At 52.5% G+C, this 15,997-nt stretch carries 16 protein-coding genes; 11 read left to right on the forward strand and 5 right to left on the reverse strand.

Annotated elements, in window-relative coordinates; all coding sequences use genetic code 11:
- Positions 1-132: 132 nt before the first annotated feature.
- On the forward strand, positions 133-1,368 hold the full coding sequence (locus PUT07_RS23735) for an MFS transporter (protein WP_274471093.1): 1,236 nt from the start codon (positions 133-135) through the stop codon (positions 1,366-1,368).
- 34 nt (positions 1,369-1,402) lie between these two features.
- Positions 1,403-2,575, forward strand: a complete 1,173-nt coding sequence (locus PUT07_RS23740) for an MFS transporter (protein WP_274471094.1) — start codon at positions 1,403-1,405, stop codon at positions 2,573-2,575.
- Positions 2,576-2,737: 162 nt separating this feature from the next.
- On the opposite strand, the gene PUT07_RS23745 is transcribed toward PUT07_RS23740, so the two are convergent.
- Both PUT07_RS23745 and PUT07_RS23750 read right to left on the reverse strand, forming a co-directional pair.
- Entirely contained in the window at positions 2,738-3,424 is a 687-nt protein-coding gene (locus tag PUT07_RS23745) for a hypothetical protein (RefSeq protein WP_274471096.1), read from the reverse strand.
- Positions 3,425-3,539: 115 nt separating this feature from the next.
- A complete protein-coding gene (locus PUT07_RS23750; protein WP_274471097.1) occupies positions 3,540-4,172 on the reverse strand; it encodes a YktB family protein in 633 nt (210 codons plus the stop codon).
- Positions 4,173-4,370: 198 nt separating this feature from the next.
- On the opposite strand from PUT07_RS23750, the gene PUT07_RS23755 reads away from it, so the two are divergent.
- On the forward strand, positions 4,371-5,225 hold the full coding sequence (locus PUT07_RS23755; RefSeq protein ID WP_274471658.1) for a stalk domain-containing protein: 855 nt from the start codon (positions 4,371-4,373) through the stop codon (positions 5,223-5,225).
- Between the two features lie 5 nt (positions 5,226-5,230).
- Here the strand turns inward: PUT07_RS23755 and PUT07_RS23760 are convergent, their stop codons facing one another.
- Together PUT07_RS23760 and PUT07_RS23765 are read right to left on the reverse strand one after the other, a co-directional pair.
- Complete coding sequence (locus PUT07_RS23760) at positions 5,231-5,893, reverse strand: response regulator transcription factor (protein ID WP_274471098.1); 663 nt, start codon at positions 5,891-5,893, stop codon at positions 5,231-5,233.
- A 27-nt stretch (positions 5,894-5,920) separates the two neighbouring features.
- On the reverse strand, positions 5,921-7,051 hold the full coding sequence (locus PUT07_RS23765) for a sensor histidine kinase (RefSeq protein ID WP_274471100.1): 1,131 nt from the start codon (positions 7,049-7,051) through the stop codon (positions 5,921-5,923).
- 183 nt (positions 7,052-7,234) lie between these two features.
- Here PUT07_RS23765 and PUT07_RS23770 point away from each other — a divergent pair, with 183 nt between their 5' ends.
- Genes PUT07_RS23770 through PUT07_RS23780 form a run of 3 tightly spaced genes read left to right on the forward strand, consistent with a single transcriptional unit; the run spans position 7,235 to position 10,496 of the window.
- On the forward strand, positions 7,235-8,170 hold the full coding sequence (locus PUT07_RS23770; RefSeq protein WP_274471101.1) for an ABC transporter ATP-binding protein: 936 nt from the start codon (positions 7,235-7,237) through the stop codon (positions 8,168-8,170).
- A gap of 12 nt (positions 8,171-8,182) precedes the next feature.
- Positions 8,183-9,349: an ABC transporter permease gene (locus PUT07_RS23775; protein ID WP_274471102.1), complete on the forward strand. Its 1,167-nt coding sequence runs from the start codon at positions 8,183-8,185 to the stop codon at positions 9,347-9,349.
- Positions 9,342-10,496, forward strand: a complete 1,155-nt coding sequence (locus PUT07_RS23780) for an ABC transporter permease (RefSeq protein ID WP_274471103.1) — start codon at positions 9,342-9,344, stop codon at positions 10,494-10,496. Before PUT07_RS23775 ends, PUT07_RS23780 begins: the two co-directional genes overlap by 8 nt.
- A 55-nt stretch (positions 10,497-10,551) precedes the next feature.
- On the opposite strand, the gene PUT07_RS23785 is transcribed toward PUT07_RS23780, so the two are convergent.
- Positions 10,552-10,644, reverse strand: a complete 93-nt coding sequence (locus tag PUT07_RS23785; protein ID WP_274471104.1) for a YjcZ family sporulation protein — start codon at positions 10,642-10,644, stop codon at positions 10,552-10,554.
- A 220-nt stretch (positions 10,645-10,864) separates the two neighbouring features.
- On the opposite strand from PUT07_RS23785, the gene PUT07_RS23790 reads away from it, so the two are divergent.
- The 5 genes from PUT07_RS23790 to gntK all read left to right on the forward strand — a co-directional run bounded on the left by PUT07_RS23790 (position 10,865) and on the right by gntK (position 15,954).
- Positions 10,865-11,101 (forward strand): DUF6953 family protein, encoded by a 237-nt coding sequence (locus PUT07_RS23790; protein ID WP_274471659.1) that lies wholly within the window; start codon positions 10,865-10,867, stop codon positions 11,099-11,101.
- A gap of 214 nt (positions 11,102-11,315) precedes the next feature.
- Positions 11,316-11,912 (forward strand): hypothetical protein, encoded by a 597-nt coding sequence (locus tag PUT07_RS23795; protein ID WP_274471105.1) that lies wholly within the window; start codon positions 11,316-11,318, stop codon positions 11,910-11,912.
- A 179-nt stretch (positions 11,913-12,091) separates the two neighbouring features.
- Complete coding sequence (locus PUT07_RS23800; RefSeq protein WP_274471107.1) at positions 12,092-13,096, forward strand: LacI family DNA-binding transcriptional regulator; 1,005 nt, start codon at positions 12,092-12,094, stop codon at positions 13,094-13,096.
- A gap of 18 nt (positions 13,097-13,114) precedes the next feature.
- Positions 13,115-14,386, forward strand: coding sequence for a lactate racemase domain-containing protein (locus PUT07_RS23805; protein WP_274471108.1), 1,272 nt, complete (start codon positions 13,115-13,117; stop codon positions 14,384-14,386).
- Positions 14,383-15,954 (forward strand): gluconokinase, encoded by a 1,572-nt coding sequence (gene gntK, locus PUT07_RS23810; RefSeq protein ID WP_274471110.1) that lies wholly within the window; start codon positions 14,383-14,385, stop codon positions 15,952-15,954. Before PUT07_RS23805 ends, gntK begins: the two co-directional genes overlap by 4 nt.
- Positions 15,955-15,997 lie beyond the last annotated feature (43 nt).

Raw genomic sequence — 15,997 nt, forward strand, 5'->3', positions numbered from 1 at the left:
AAGTTGCAACAAACAAAATGAGTATATCAAACTAGAGATTTCATGCAAGTTAATTTTTTAAAAAATAGTTTGTGCCAATTGCGGCAAAACTAACAGTACTTGCTAAAAAATGCCCGAATAAGGAGCAATCTGATGAAATGGATGCATAAATGGCAGGATCAACGGATGTTTTCTCCGTTCGTCATCGAGCTGCTGGTCATTATGTTCATCGTGGAATTCGTGAAAGGCGCGCTGCTGATCACGATCTTACCGGTCTATATGAAAACCGGGATGGGCGCATCGGCTTTCATTATCGGCTGGACGCTTGCCGCTCAATATATAGGAGACAATGTGCTGCGAACGCCTGTCGGTTGGATCATTGATAAGCTGGGTTACCGGACGACGATGCTGACGGGGGTGCTTCTGACCTTCATCTCCGTCATCATCATGGCGACGGCTTCTCAATATATATGGATGATTGCCGGCTGCGCGCTGCTCGGCTTCGGCACGGCTCCGCTGTGGCCCTGCGTGATTACGGGAACTACGGAAGTGGCGGGCGAAGAGGGCAAAGCGACGATTATGAGCGTCGTCTATATGGCTTGGCTGTCCGGTGTCGGACTGGGGCCGGTAGCGATTAATTTTTTCGTCGGCGAGAATGCGTACGGCACCGCCTTTCGGTTATTGATCGTCTGCATGACCGTGGTCGTGCTCGTGGCCTTAATGCTGCCGAGGAAGAAGGCGGCCGAGAAGGCGGCGGTGCATGGCGCTGCCCATAAAGAGCCGCTGTTGAAGCGGGTCTCCACCTATCTCCATGAAGTCAAGCGCTCGATATCGGTAAGTCCGCTCATGTTCCCGGCGATGTTCGCACAGACCTTCGCTTTAGGCATTTTGACGCCCATCCTCACCTTGTATGCGAAAGATGTGCTTAAGCTTTCATCCTTTGAATACAGCATGTTCCTGGTGGCGGGCGGCGCCGTAACGGTCATTTGCTTGATTCCAATGGGCAAAATGGTGGACAGGCTCGGCATACGCCCGTTTCTGATCGCCGGCTTCGCGATGAGTGCAGCCGCACTGCTGCTGTTTACCTATACGGCGAGTATGGCCATGCTGTATGTATGGGTTGCCTTGCTCGGTATCGGCTACGCGTTCATTATTCCATCCTGGAACGCCCTTATTGCATCGGCGATTCCGCCGGAGAAGAGGGGGGCGGTGTGGGGCTTTTTCTTGACGATCGAGGGACTTGGCATGATTATCGGGCCGATCGTATCCGGCAAATTGTGGGATGTATATGGGTATCATGCACCTTTCCTGATGAGCGGGGCCGTCTTGATCGGGCTGCTTGTTCTTCAAATGTTCATTTCCATCCCCAAAAAAGGTGTGGTACGATAAGGGAAAATGTTTGATTTGGAGGCTCGCAAGCATCATGAAAAAACAGATCGGGATCATCATGCTGTTATTGATGACCATTTTCGTTGGCTTCGGTATTATTATCCCCGTATTGCCCGAGGTGGTGAAAGGGGCCGGTTCCGAGTATCATAACGCTTTGCTCTTATCGGTCTACTCAGCGGCTTCTTTCCTTATGTCGCCGATATGGGGGGCTGTCTCGGACCGCATCGGACGCAGGCCGATTATCTTAATTGGACTACTTGGATTCAGCGTCAGCTTCCTCATTTTCGGCTTCGCTGACGGTCATCTCTGGATTATGTATGTGTCACGGATTCTTGGCGGGCTTTTCTCGGGTGCCGCAACCGCCTGTGCCGTCGCTTATGTCGCGGACATTACAACGGCTGAGAACCGCACGAAGGGCATGGGCATGGTCGGCATGTCCATTGGCTTGGGGTTCATCTTCGGCCCGGCCATTGGGGGCATTCTAAGCCGCTGGGGGACGTACTTACCGTTCTTCGCCGCCTCGGCGCTGGCTTTCGCTTCATTCCTGTTCGCTTTCGTCATCTTGAAGGAATCGTTAGCGCCGGAGAAGAGGTCTTCCGTGAAGGAGAAAGCCCCTTCGAGATGGACCGCTTTCTCCGGTGCATCCAAGTATTTGTACGTGCTTTCCTTCTTCGTCTCGTTCACGCTGGCCGGATTGGAAGCGACGCTGCAGTACTATCAGATGGACAAGATCGGCGCAACGCCGTTTGATATCGGCATGATGTTCCTCGCCAGCGGCATCGTCGGCGCCCTCATCCAGGGCGGTGTCGTCCGCCGTCTGGTGAAGCAAGGCGCCGAGCAGCGGGTGATCGGCATCGGGCTCGTGCTGTCGGCAGCAGGCTTCTTCCTGCTGCTGTACTCCAGCAGCGTGGTGACCGCTGCGATTTACTTGTCCGTGTTCGGCGCGGGCAACGCGCTGATTCGCCCTTGTGTGACGTCGCTGATTACTCAGCGGACGAAGGTCGGCCAGGGCGTGGCAACAGGCCTCAGCTCCTCCATGGACAGTCTGGGCCGCATCGCCGGCCCGCTGCTCGGAGGAGCGGTGTTCGCCATCGCGCATTCGCTGCCATTTATTATCGGCGGCGTGCTGTGCCTGGCCGCCATTCTGCTGCTGCAGCGCTTCGTACTCGTCGACCGCCAGACGCGGAGCCAGCAGCAAACGGCATAATAGAAAGCTGTACACGGATCTTTCCCAAGGGGAAGCCAAGTGTACAGCTTTTTTGTTTGGCCTTTGCGCGGCCGCCGCACCGGTCCTACTCCCCCGGCGCCGAAACAACAAAAGACTGCCCCGCCGTCATCTCAGATGACAGCGGAGCAGTCTTTCGCGCAATTACTTCGCTTTCGCGTCTTTCTTGTGATCCACCCACTTCTCGATGGAAGGGGTTAGCTGATCTTTAATGGACGCGACAAGCTTGTCCTTGGAGATGCCTTTCGCTTGAGCGATTTCTGCCAGCGATTTGCCTGAGCGCAGCTGGGCGTGCAGCTCGTCCTTGCTTAAACCGAGCGTTTGGGCCAGCTTGTCGGTGTCCGGCTTCAAACCGAACCGGTGCCCTTTGCCTTTGGCATGGCCGTCGAGCAGATTCTTCTCGTTGAGGATGAATTTCAAGTGCTCGCCGAGCTTCTGCTTCATATGCTCGCCTTGGTCGGCCGTCAGCTTGCCGTCTTTCACGGCGGCATCGATCTTGCCGGTCCGGAGCTGCTGGAGCTTGGCCGTCAAATCCGCTTCGCTCACGCCTTTGTCAGCGGCCGCTTCCACGATGCTTTTGCCGCTCTTGAGCGATTTGACGAGCACATCCTTCTCCACGCCGATCACGGTGGCGGATTCCTCGATGATCGGCCATTTGCGGCCGTGATGGCCGCCGGCTTTCTCATCTCCTTGCTGGACGGAGACGATCTCCTCCGGATCGAGAGACGGCTCCTGCGCGGAGACGGATAGCGAAGGAAGCACGCTTGCGCCCAGAATGAACGAGAGGGCCGTCGTGGTTACGAGAAACTTTTTCATAGAAGACTGTTTCATCTAGGTAGGACCTCCTTTCCCGGTAAATGGGAATTACAGGATATAGTCTGCGCAGGAGGCCTTCATTTTAGTTTAAATAAAGCTTAGTTTTACATAAAAATTTCCTTAATTTTACTTAGGTTGCATCTACAGCCAGTTGATACAGCGGAATGAGCTTCTCGAAGGTTGTCTTGACCAATTCTTCGAACTCGGCGGGCTTAGCCAGTACCTTGTCTTGGACATACAAGTTGCGGCCGATCAACAGCTCCGCTTTCTTCACGTCGCGGAAACGGGTTAGCGCCTCCGTCCAGCCGGTAGTGTCCAATTCCGCCACAGGGGTGACGTCTTTCTTCATATGGTCGAACGAAAGGACGAAATCGGACGGAATCTCCTTCCGGATACGATCGATTTGATTCATGTAGGCGGTGGCGATATTGCTTTTGTTCGGAAGCTCGTAAATCAGAGCCAGCCAAACGAAGACGCGGTCATCGAACAGGCCGACCTGAAAGTGGGGAACTTGCTTGTAGCCCCGTTTGTTCGGGCAAATAGCCATCCACGTATCGACCGGCGGATTAATTTTGCGGCGCAAATGTTTGGCGATGTGCAAGAACATCTCGGTTCCGGTGTGAAGGGAGAGATCCTGGGTCAAGGAATCGCCCAGTGCTTTGAATTTAGGCTGGATGCGTTCGCGGATCGCTTCCATCCGGCCATCCAGACCTTCTATCGCAAAGGTATCGAAATCATGCTGGGTAAACCCGGTAAAACTCATGGTTAATATGCCTCATTTCACTTGCGTTTTTCAATTATTGTAGTTTAATTCAGTGATCCCTGCAACGATTTACAAGTTTCGCAGGAAAATAGTAGGAATAAGGTCTCATTTTGTCTAAAAAAGCAGGAAAAAATAGGACTTTGCCGAAATGAATGAACATGCAGATATAGAGAAGAGAGGAGAGATTCCGCATTGAAAATGCAAAAAGGGTTCAAAATCTCAATCCTGGGCGTTTTGATGGGTACCTGTTTTACAGCCGGCGTCTATGCGCAGGATGTGCTTGAGCGCGTAGACGCCTATTTAAGAAAAGACTTTCATATTGTCGTAGCGGGACAGCAGGTCAATCTGGCCAATCCGCCGCTCATCTACAACAATGCAAGCTATCTGCCGGTCAAAGAGCTGGGAACCTATCTGGGCGCCGTGGTGAATTGGCAGGACAGCACCAAAACGATTTATATCAATCCCCGCGTCAGTTCGCTGCAGCCTTCCGAAGGAAACGAAACGAATTACACGGACATTGTCTTTCAATATCCTTATGTGCAATATTTTGACTATCTCGGAGGCACGTATCCGGTCTTGACGAATTCGACGGAGACCACGTATTACAGGCTGGCGGATGTGGAGCGCATGGGCGTGAAGACGGCAGGCCTGCGCAAAGCGAAGGAGAAGTATACGGAGGAAGTTTACGTTAGCGAGGAAGAGTTGAAGAAGGTTTGGGGGAGCCAGCCGCCGCAACTGTCGTATTCGAATTACGGCACAGTTCCTGTGACTGGCGAGAAGGATCCTGCCATACTGAAAACACTTCAGAACTATGTCGAAGACTTCCGGTTCTATGAAATCGATAAAGTGCCGTATATGACAAGCCCGATTGTCATCGATGCGCTGCCAGAACTTCATACATATAGTTATTTGTTCGTTGAGAACGGGCATTATTACCGGACGACCCTGAGGCTGACCGAGGTCACCAACAACAATAACAGTAATAATGAGCCCACCTACGTTGTAGGAAGCTCATCTAAAGAGGATATTCAAGTAGAGAAAATCCGTAATTAACGAAGTCAGCTGCCTGAACGGGATTGTTTCTTCAGATAAAAAATGGCGATCTGCGTCCGGTCCCGCAAATTCAGCTTGCTCAAAATTTCGGTGATATAATTTTTAACCGTCCCTTCGCTCAGGAACAATTCCTGGGCGATTTCTTTGTTGGACAAGCCTTCGGCGATTTTCTCGACAACGGCTTGTTCGCTCGCCGTAAGCCCGTACTCGCGCAGAGGCGCAGGCGCCGGAACGTGGGGGGCAGGGCTTGGCGAGATGAAGGTTGTCAATTTCTTGGCGATGTCGGGATGGATGAGGAGATTGCCCTGATCGACGGTTTTGATGCCCTGAATAATCCGGTCCGGTGAAATGTTTTTCAGCAGATAACCGCTGGCTCCGGCCCGCAGTGCCTGGACGATAAACTCATCGTCGTCGAATGTAGTTAGGATCAGGATCGATACTTCAGGCTTCGCTTGTTTGATTTTCAGCGTACCCTGCACACCGTCGCAAACGGGCATGCGAATGTCCATGAGGACCACATCGACTTGCGCTCCGCTCTGTACATAGGCAAGGGCTTCATCGCCATGCGTGCAGGTGCCGACTACCGTGATCTCTTCGTCCAGTCCGATAATTAATTTCAAGCTTTCGCGAATGAATGGATCGTCGTCCGTAATCAGGACATGAATCATGCTGGTTCATTCCTCTCTGTTAATCGTTTAAGTTTGGCGGAAAGTCGGGAGAATCGTCGTCACGGTGAAAGGCAAGGAATTGCTGCTCACGAGCAGCTGACCGCCGATCACTTTGCTGCGCTCCTCCATGCCGCTCATGCCGAGTCCTTTGGCGGTTTGGCCGGAAGGGAGGCCGCCGTTGTTGGACACGCTCATCGTGACTTGCTTGCGTTCATAAGTTAATTGAATCCAGACGGTAGTCGCCCCGCCGTGACGAATCGCATTCGTGATGGCTTCTTGGGCGTTCCGGTAAAGAATGAAAGCGAGACTCGGGTACAGCACATAAGGCAAGCCTTGGACGTCAACCTCGACGGTAATGCCGTTATCCTTCGTCAATCCTTCGATCAGCCGGCTGAGGGTGAACGATTGCATCGAATCGTCGTCAGGCTTCAATTTGCGTACCGTCGCCCGCAGAAGCTCCATACTGTCGGTTAATTGATCCCGAACGGAGGTTAACATCTCCATACCTTTGTCCATCTGGGTCGGCATAATTCTCAGCCCGGCTTCCATCATCATTTTCAGCCGGATCAATTGATGCCCGAGATCGTCGTGAATGTCACGGGAGATACGGTTCCGCTCATCCATCTGCGCGATATTTTCCACCTGCTTGGCATAGTCGAGCAACTGCATGCGAGCTTCATCGAGCTCATAATGCTGTTTGCGAAGCTGGTCGTATAGAAGCTCGATATCGACTTTATTGCGCTCGATACGGTGCATATGAACGAGCAGCAAGGCGAGAGCCAGGAAGAAGAGATTCGCCATCACATAATCGGCGCCGGATTGACCTTGCAGGCTAAGGTTCAGCAGAACGAGCTGCAAGCCCATGAACGGTCTGCGGTAGCGGGGATGAGCAGCAGGTTGATAGGACAGAAGCGTAGAGAGAAAAGTAACGAACAGCAAGCCGTCGAACGTATAAGTCATCCAAGCGCCGTACCCGATTTCGATCAGCAGCATCCATACGGCCCTTCTCAGAATAGTTCTGCGCAGTTGAGCGATCCACAGGAACAGAAGCACATAGAACACGTAAGCCCCGACGGACGAATAATCTTCCAAATACATCGAGGCAATGCCTGGAACGATTATGAATAAGTAGCGGGTTATTGGAAGTAATTGGATCAAGGGTTTTCCATCCTTTGCTAGCTTGTATCCAAATTATAGCACAGCCTGCCGGCGGGTTTACATGCCCCAAATGACGTTATGACTTAAGTCACCTTGGCATCATGACGAAATCTACCTGCAGCGGCTGTTCGCCGGATGTACAATGAAGGTAATCGAACGTTCCAGCGTAAAGGAGAGAACCCAATGAGCTTCGTTCAAATCAAGAATGTAGTCAAAAAATACAGCAATCAAGTGTCTGTCGATCATTTGAATTTAACGATACAGGAAGGCGAAATATTCGGCTTGCTAGGTCCTAACGGTGCGGGGAAAAGCACGACGATCAAGATGCTGAGCGGACTGCTCAGAATGGATAGCGGCGAAATGACGGTAGACGGCCTGTCGGTGGCCAAAGATACGATTGAAGTGAAGCGGCTGATCGGTCTGGTGCCGCAAGATATCGCCATATTCGGCAATTTGAGCGCACGTGAGAATGTTACTTTTTTCGCCAAGCTTTATGGACTTAGAGGCAATCTGCTCCATAGCCGGGTGAAGGAGGCGCTGGATTTCGTCGGACTATCGGACCGGGCGCGCGATAAGCCGAGCTCCTTCTCCGGCGGCATGAAACGGAGGCTTAATATTGCCTGCGCCATTATGCATCATCCCAAACTGATCATCATGGATGAGCCAACGGTGGGCATTGATCCGCAATCCAGGAACCACATTCTGGAATCGGTAAGAGCTCTGAACCGGATGGGCTCCACGATCATTTATACTTCGCATTACATGGAGGAGGTGGCTGCAATCTCGACGCGGGTCGGCATTATGGACCGCGGCCATCTCATCGCATGCGGGACGCAGGAGGAATTGCGCGGCAAAGTGGCGCAAGATAACAAAATAATGCTGCAAGTCGCCAACTTGACCGAAGAAGCGGTGATAGAGCTGCGCGACCATCCGCGGATTAAGCAGGTCACGGCCGAAGATCAGGCGCTCGAGCTGTTGGTCGGCGCGTCTCAAGCGTATTTGCAGGACATTTTGTTCATTCTTTCCAAGCATCAGGTCAAAATCCAATCGCTCGTCCAGGTGGAGCCGGATTTGGAAGCTTTATTCCTGTCACTTACCGGCAGAACGCTGCGAGACTAGGGAGGTGGACACATGCAGATTTGGATCATTGCCAAATATGAAGTGATACGTATGATGCGCATGAAGTATGTTATGGCGATTCAGTTCGCCATGCCGCTGCTGCTTATCTTCATCCTGGGTTCAGCGTTGTCGGGTGCTTTCAAAGTGGAGGACCGCACGATTCAGCCGGTGAAAGTGGATCTCGTTCAAGGAGACTCCGGCGTGCTGAAGTCGGCGTTCGAGAGTTTCCTAAGCGCTCCTCAGGTAAGCCAGATGATTAATACGACGGAGGTTCGATCCCGCGACGAAGCGGTCAACAGGCTGCAAACGGGTGAATCCGAGTTTGCGCTGGTTATTCCCGCCAATTTCAGCTCGCAGGTGATTTCCGGGCAAGAAGCGGCGTGGGAAATGATTCTAGGCAATCAATACGAACAGAATTTGACGGCACAACTGGTGCTTCGGTCCTTCATAGACAATGTGAACCGTAAGCAAGCGGCTTCAATGACTTCAAGCCCGGAGGCACAGCAGTTAATTCAGAGCGAAGCCTCGCCGGCAAGCGGCTCCCATGTGCGGTTAGGCAAGCTTGCGTCAACCAATTCCAACTACACGGCCATGCAATATTATGCAGCTTCGATGCTGGTTATGTTTTTACTGTACTCCGGTTTGTCCACTGCGATGACGCTGCACGGCGAACGGGAGAATCATACGCTTTCCCGGTTGAATGCCATGCCGATGCAGCCCTACAACATCTTGCTGGGCAAAGTGCTCGGCAATGCCTTTATCGCAGGCTGCCAAGCAGCCATCATCGTGACGGCAACCGTTCTTTTCTATGATGTCGATTGGGGGGCGTCCTATCCGCTGCTGGCACTCGTTTGTTTCAGCGTTATCATTGCATCGATGTGTCTGGCCGTGCTCATCGCTACGTACGCCAGATCGTCTAAAGCGATCTCAACGATTTTCCAAATGTTAATTCTTGTGATGTCATTTCTCAGCGGAGGCTTCACGCCGCTTCCCGAGGGACTGCTCAGCCGCCTGGGCGACTTCACGTTGAACTACTGGGCGATGCAAAGCATGCTTCGCATCATGCTGGGCAGTAATATGGCCGTTCTAATCCAGCACCTCTCGGTGATGGGTTGGATCAGCGCAGGGCTGCTGCTCGTTACGATTGCCGTTTACCGAAAGGCGGGTTACCATGAATAGTTTCATTATCGCTTATCATATGTTGAGAAGAACGCTCTTGCAGAAACGGGGCATATTGATGTATCTGATCATTCCGGCAGGTGTCGTATCGCTCATTATCGGCATCATGGGACAGCAGCAGGAGCACCGGGTAGATATCGCTTATGTGAATATGGATAAGGGGACGCTTGGCGCGCATCTGGTTCAAGAAATAACGATGCTGCCGGACTACAAACTCAAGGTGACGGCTGCCGATGCGGAAGTGAAAGAAGCTGTGACGAGACAGCAGGTGAACGGCGCATTCGTCATACCGGAGAACTTCAGCGCAGTGCTGCTGCAAGGGGGATCGCCGGAGGTGGATATGTATCAATTAAGCGTCAGCGAAGCGACCGCAACGCTGCAGATCTCGCTGAACAGCCTTCTATCCGGGTATCAGGAAACAGTCGATTTGCACCGCAAGCTTGGATTGCAGGATCGGCCGTTAGAAGAGGCCGTCGTGCAGACGCTGCTCCAGACCGAGAAGCATCAAGTAAGAGCGAACGTGACGGACTACGACCTGTACGTGAATCCGAACATGCATATCGTGATCGGTTTTATGCTGATATTCATGATGGGGATTATTAACAATACCATCTCGGTAGTTATGGAAGACCGCCGCATGCATACGATGGCGAGGACATTCGCAGCGCCCGTGCGCTCCGTTGAAATCGTGCTCGGCAATTTTATGGGAAGCTTCCTGGTCGGCACGCTGCAGGTGCTCGCCATTCTTCTGTTCACAAGATACGTGACTCATTATGATTACGGATTGCCTCTCATCTCCCAATTCATTATGCTGGAGTTTTTCTTATTGGCGAGCATGGGGATTGCCAGTGCCATTGCGGGTTTGGTGAAGAGCGCTACGAACATGGGGATGATCAACTCGCTTGTCGTCACCCCGACTTGCATGCTGGGGGGATGCTTTTGGCCGATAGCGCTTATGCCGGATTGGATGCAGAAAATCGCCCTTTTTGTCCCGCAAACTTGGGTGATCGATGCGATTCAGCGCATGGCCGCCGGACAGCACTTATCCCAGATGTGGATGCATATGGGGGTACTCGCCTTGTTCGCCCTCATTCTGCTGGGGCTCGGGGCGGCCATCTTGAAGCCGGAAGAAACGGAAACGGCGTAGAACGAATAAAGAGCTGCAGGCAAGATGCCGGCAGCTCTTCCATATTTGAAGTGAATTAGATAACGAAAGCGCTAGATATAATAACCAACAAGATAAAGAGAACTAGAATTGCTGCTGCAGAGTTATAACCACCAGCTGCGTAACCCATGCGAAATCACCCTTTCGTTTATTAATTCTGTTCATTTGTCTTACAGAGATAGCATATGAGGCAGACCCGCGGATGGAATGGGCTGCAAGGCTTGTTCACCAGTGATTGTGCTCCTGTACCTATGTGCGAATGTTTGGCGCAAAATGTGATACAATGGGTGGATGCCGGTATGTCTGCACATGCAGGAGGAAATCAGGGGTTACGAAGGAGAGAGAGAGCGATGGCCGTTACGGCGAACGAAATTGCGGAATGGATGCTGGAGCAGTTGCAATCGGCCGGCATTTTGTATCAGAAGGAAGCGGTTGACTATATCCGGCGTCATTATGGGGAATCCTTCATCTATGTCGGGGAGAACGGGAACGAGTCGATCTCCAAAGAAGTCAAGAAATTGTTCAAGAAATTGCACGGCGGAAGAGCAGCTTGGGAGCGTGACGGTTTTTTCTGGGGATGGCATTAAGCGGGAATCGGGACAACCGCCGAAGCCTTCCGTATGCGCTTATGGGCCGGTGCCGCGGTCAAACAGGCATCGGCTTTTTTTGTACGTTTTTCCTTAAAAAAATGTCAATAATCCAAGTTGCTAAAACATAGAATTCATAATAAGATAAGGATAAGAAGATAAGTTGTCTGAATATTTAAACAAAATCAAAGCACCAATTATGGAGGGGATTGCCGTGAGTAAGAGTCATGAAGTGGAGTACTGCAACCTAGAGTTACGATTTGATCGCCGGCTAATCCGGAACTTCATTAAAGCGCTCATTCAGGAAGGTTATTCTCTGTATTGGAACGAAAGCGAGCTGCAGTTCATCATTTCCATACGTACCGGACGCAAGCTGATCAAGCTCAAATTCGAACGTATCGGTGAAAAGTATAAAATTGTGGGCAATTATTCCTTCAAGGACGAGAAGCTCGCGGAAATGATGGAGAAACTGATCGGCGACACACGCGGTCATGCCGTAGTGAAAAGATTCAAGGATCGGCAAATTCTCATTGAGAATATTATGTTCGGGGAAATTATCCGCATGGTCGAGATCAGCGGCATCGAACATAAAGTGCTGTATCAGAAGGAGCCTGCCGTGACAGTAGAAGAAGTCATGCAAGCGCTGCGATCCAAGCGAACCGATGAGCGAATTCCGATTTTGCGTATGGAGCTCGATTATGAGCTGGCCACCCTGCACGATGCAATCGCATCGGGGGATGCCAAGGCGATCATGGAATGCAAACAGAAGCTCATGGAAATGCGTCAAGAAATGCTCTTATTGGAGATGTGAGAATGAAAAGTGGATTTGACTGAGAAGAGAGCCTGTATGTAATACATACGGACTCTCTTTTGCATTTTAGTGGAAAGAATGGCCGCTCAGCCGCGGTGGGAATGAGAATTGCAAACTCGCACAAAAGACTATTGTTAACGTGTGCATCATTGTGATATGCTTCATTTAGAGGTGAAGGTATGAGCGTAACCATTAAGGACATAGCCAAGCTTGCAGGCGTATCTCATACGACCGTTTCCCGGGCGCTCAACAACAGTCCGCTTATTCAAGAGGAAACGAAGGAACGCATCCGTCAGATTGCCAAGCAGATGGATTATACGCCGAATTACAGTGCCAAGAGCTTAGTGCTCGACCGTTCGTATAATTTGGGGCTCTTCTTTACCACACTGAGTAAAGGTACTTCCGCGGGCTTCTTCTATGAAGCGATTCGCGGCGTCAACTCGGTGATCCAGGACAGATATCAGCTTATAGTCAAAGGGATTGACGACTACACGAGCTTCCAATCCATTACGCGCAAAAGCTTTGACGGTATTATCGTCGTTTCGCAAAGCGATGACGATCAGTCGATTATCGAGCATATTGCCGGCAAAGGGATTCCGCTTGTTGTGCTGAACAGGCCCGTATCCACAGCCGGGGTGCTGAACGTCCTTTCCGACGAAGAGCAGGGAGCTTTCCTGGCCAGCTCGTATTTAATCGAGCAAGGCCATAAACGCATCGCTTTGATCGAAGGGCGCAAGGGCTTTAAATCCGCCCAGAACCGCAAGGACGGCTTTGAACGCGCGATGCGGCACTACGGAGTGACGATACCGGAGTCATACCGGCTCCCGGGCTTGTACGACCTCGAGAGCGGCCATCATGCGATGCAGCAGTTTCTGAAGCTGGCCAAGCCGCCGACTGCGGTCTTCAGCTGCAACGACGAAATGGCGCTCGGCGCGATCAAAGCGATATCCGAAGCCGGCCTGCAGGTGCCCGCCGATATTTCGGTCGTAGGCTTCGACGACACGGTCTTCGCCGCTTATGTGACGCCTGCACTCACAACGGTGCGCAGGCCGATTGAACAAATTAGTAAAGAAGGCGCTATCCGGCTCCTCGACAACATCGAGAACAAACACCACGAAACCGAGCAGGTGCTCCTCAAGACGGAGCTAATCGTGCGGGAGTCCGTGAAGCAGCTGTCCATATAAAGAAAGAGGGAATAGTCGATGAGCATTTTGAGAGAGCTGTTAAATGATATTCCGATTCCGCAAATGGTCAAAATTCGCCAGAAATTCGACCGTACGATTCTGGAAAATCCAGAGCAGGAGCTGGCGGATAAGCTGGCCAGCAGCGGCGTCATGGAAACCATTCTTCCCGGCCAGCAGGTTGCCGTTGCCGTAGGAAGCCGCGGAATCGCCAACATCGCCGGATTCACCAAAACGACGATCGATGCGATCAAAGCCAGAGGCGCATTCCCATTCATCGTGCCTTGCATGGGAAGCCATGGCGGCGCTACGGCGGAAGGGCAAACGGAAGTGCTGCTGCACTTCGGTATTACGGAAGCGACGATGGGCGCACCGATCCGTTCTTCGATGGAAGTCGTGAAGATCGACGAGCTGCCGAACGGCTTGCCTGTGTATGTCGACCGCATCGCCTCCGAAGCGGATGCCATCGTTGTCATCAATCGCGTGAAGCCGCATACGGCATTCCGCGGACGCATCGAAAGCGGCATCATGAAAATGATCGCGATCGGGCTTGGCAAGCAGAAGGGCGCTGAAGCCTGCCATCAGTTGGGCTTCAAATATATGGCGGAGAACGTGCCGGCCATGGCGAATCTCATGATTAAGAAGCTGCCGATCGTATTCGGCGTAGCGCTGGTCGAGAATGCTTACGACGAGACGTGCCGCGTCGAAGTGCTGCCTGCAGCCGAGATCGAAGAGCGTGAGGAGCAGCTGCTGGTGGAGGCCAAAGCCCGCCTGCCGAAAATTTTGTTCGATGAGATCGACGTGCTTGTCATCGATTATATCGGCAAAAACATTAGCGGCGACGGCATGGATCCGAACGTGACGGGTCGTTACCCGACACCTTACGCGCATGGAGGTCCTGACGTCGCGAAGATGGTCGTTCTGGATTTGACTCCGGAAACGAAGGGGAATGCGAATGGCGTCGGTACCGCCGACTTCACAACGCAGCGCCTCGTGGACAAAACGAATCTGGAATTCACCTATGCCAACGGACTCACGTCTACGGTGTGTGCGCCTACGAAGATCGCGACGACGCTCGAGAACGATTTCTACGCGATCAAAGCCGCGGTGAAAACGTGCAACATTCTCGATTATACCAAATGCAAATTGGTTCGCATTCAAGATACGCTGCACCTTGGCGAAATCGAAATATCCATCAACTTATTGGACGCAGCGCGAGTTCATCCGGATATTGAAATTTTGTCAGAGCCTTATGATCTTTCATTTAACGCAGAGGGGAATATTAGCAAATGACCGACAAGTTAAGTGCCGTTAAGCCTTACATCGTTGCGGCTGACATCGGTACAACAAGCACGAAGACGCTCGTTATTTCGCGCGAAGGGAAAGTGGTGGCGTCTCATTCCATCGAGTATCCGCTCTTCACCCCCGCAGCGGATCGGGCCGAGCAGGACCCGCAAGAAATTCTTGACGCTGTCGTGCATGGCATCGGCGCGGTCGTAGCGAAGGCGGGCATCACCGCCGAGCAAGTGCTTTGCGTCTCGTTCAGCTCGGCTATGCACAGCCTGATCGCTGTCGACAGGGATGCGCGGCCGCTCACGGCTTGCATCACATGGGCGGATAACCGCAGCTCCAAATATGCGGATGAATTGAAGCGCAGCGGCCTCGGCCAGCAAATTTATTCGCGAACGGGCACTCCGATTCATCCGATGTCGCCGCTGCTGAAGCTGATGTGGTTCCGCGATAATGAGCCGCAACTGATGAAAGAAGCCTACAAGTTCATTGGCATCAAGGAGTTCGTATTCGCCAAATTGTTCGGCCGCTTCGTGATCGATCATTCCTTGGCTAGTGCGACAGGCTTGTTCAATTTGGTGAACCTGAATTGGGACGAGGAAGCGCTCTTGCATGCAGGCGTTACGCCGGATCAGCTGTCCGAGCTTGTTCCTACTACATACCGCGTGGAAGGCCTGAGCGCCGATGATGCCGCTGCGATGGGCTTGGCCCAAGACACGCCGTTCATCGTCGGCGCGTCCGACGGCGTGCTCGCCAACCTGGGCGTCGGCGCTTTCGAGCCGGGCGTCGTGGCCGTCACGATCGGCACGAGCGGCGCGGTGCGCAGCGTTGTCGACAAGCCGCAGACGGACCCGGAAGGCAAGCTGTTCTGCTACGCGCTTACCGAGAAGTTCTGGGTGGTCGGCGGACCGATCAACAACGGCGGCATCGTCTTCCGTTGGGTTCGCGATCAGATCGCGACCGCGGAAGCCGAGGAAGCCCGCCAGAAAGGCATGGATCCGTATGACCATCTGACGGCCTTGGCTTCGGAAGTGAACGCAGGCTCGGACGGGCTGCTGTTTCTGCCGCTCTTATCCGGCGAGCGGGCGCCTTACTGGAACGCGAATGCGCGAGGCGTCTACTTCGGACTGTCGCTCAGCCACCAGAAGAAGCATATGATTCGCGCAGCGCTGGAAGGCGTCATGTTCTCCATTCAAGCCGTCGCTACATCGCTTGAGCGGATCATGGGGCCGGCGGAAGTGATTCGCGCCTCCGGCGGCTTCGCCAGAAGCGAGTTCTGGCGTCAAATGATGACGGATATGCTGGGCACTTCCGTTACCGTGCCGGACTCGATCGAAAGCTCCGGCATCGGGGCCGCATTGCTTGGTTTGCTGGCGATGGGCGAGATTGACGATTTGTCCCACGCGCACAATTGGATTCAGGTTGGAACGGCTCACGAGGTGAACGAAAGCAATTATCGCATCTATCAACAATTGACATCTATTTATACAAGCGTATATCATCAGTTAAAAGATCAATTCGATGCGATAACCGCCTTCCAAGGACAGCACCTTCGGAGCCCTCAATCATAAATTAGCTTTGGCGCCTTACGGCGTAAGTTCCGAGCACAAATGA

This window comes from Paenibacillus sp. MAHUQ-63 (assembly GCF_028765165.1).
GTDB lineage: Bacteria > Bacillota > Bacilli > Paenibacillales > NBRC-103111 > Paenibacillus_E.

Bases quoted from the DNA above. Each gene is read 5' to 3' on its own strand.
- PUT07_RS23735 (WP_274471093.1), top strand. From the start codon at position 133: ATGAAATGGATGCATAAATGGCAGGATCAACGGATGTTTTCTCCGTTC.
- PUT07_RS23740 (WP_274471094.1), top strand. From the start codon at position 1,403: ATGAAAAAACAGATCGGGATCATCATGCTGTTATTGATGACCATTTTC.
- PUT07_RS23745 (WP_274471096.1), bottom strand. From the start codon at position 3,424: ATGAAACAGTCTTCTATGAAAAAGTTTCTCGTAACCACGACGGCCCTC.
- PUT07_RS23750 (WP_274471097.1), bottom strand. From the start codon at position 4,172: ATGAGTTTTACCGGGTTTACCCAGCATGATTTCGATACCTTTGCGATA.
- PUT07_RS23755 (WP_274471658.1), top strand. From the start codon at position 4,371: ATGCAAAAAGGGTTCAAAATCTCAATCCTGGGCGTTTTGATGGGTACC.
- PUT07_RS23760 (WP_274471098.1), bottom strand. From the start codon at position 5,893: ATGATTCATGTCCTGATTACGGACGACGATCCATTCATTCGCGAAAGC.
- PUT07_RS23770 (WP_274471101.1), top strand. From the start codon at position 7,235: ATGAGCTTCGTTCAAATCAAGAATGTAGTCAAAAAATACAGCAATCAA.
- PUT07_RS23775 (WP_274471102.1), top strand. From the start codon at position 8,183: ATGCAGATTTGGATCATTGCCAAATATGAAGTGATACGTATGATGCGC.
- PUT07_RS23780 (WP_274471103.1), top strand. From the start codon at position 9,342: ATGAATAGTTTCATTATCGCTTATCATATGTTGAGAAGAACGCTCTTG.
- PUT07_RS23785 (WP_274471104.1), bottom strand. From the start codon at position 10,644: ATGGGTTACGCAGCTGGTGGTTATAACTCTGCAGCAGCAATTCTAGTT.
- PUT07_RS23790 (WP_274471659.1), top strand. From the start codon at position 10,865: ATGGCCGTTACGGCGAACGAAATTGCGGAATGGATGCTGGAGCAGTTG.
- PUT07_RS23800 (WP_274471107.1), top strand. From the start codon at position 12,092: ATGAGCGTAACCATTAAGGACATAGCCAAGCTTGCAGGCGTATCTCAT.
- PUT07_RS23805 (WP_274471108.1), top strand. From the start codon at position 13,115: ATGAGCATTTTGAGAGAGCTGTTAAATGATATTCCGATTCCGCAAATG.
- gntK (WP_274471110.1), top strand. From the start codon at position 14,383: ATGACCGACAAGTTAAGTGCCGTTAAGCCTTACATCGTTGCGGCTGAC.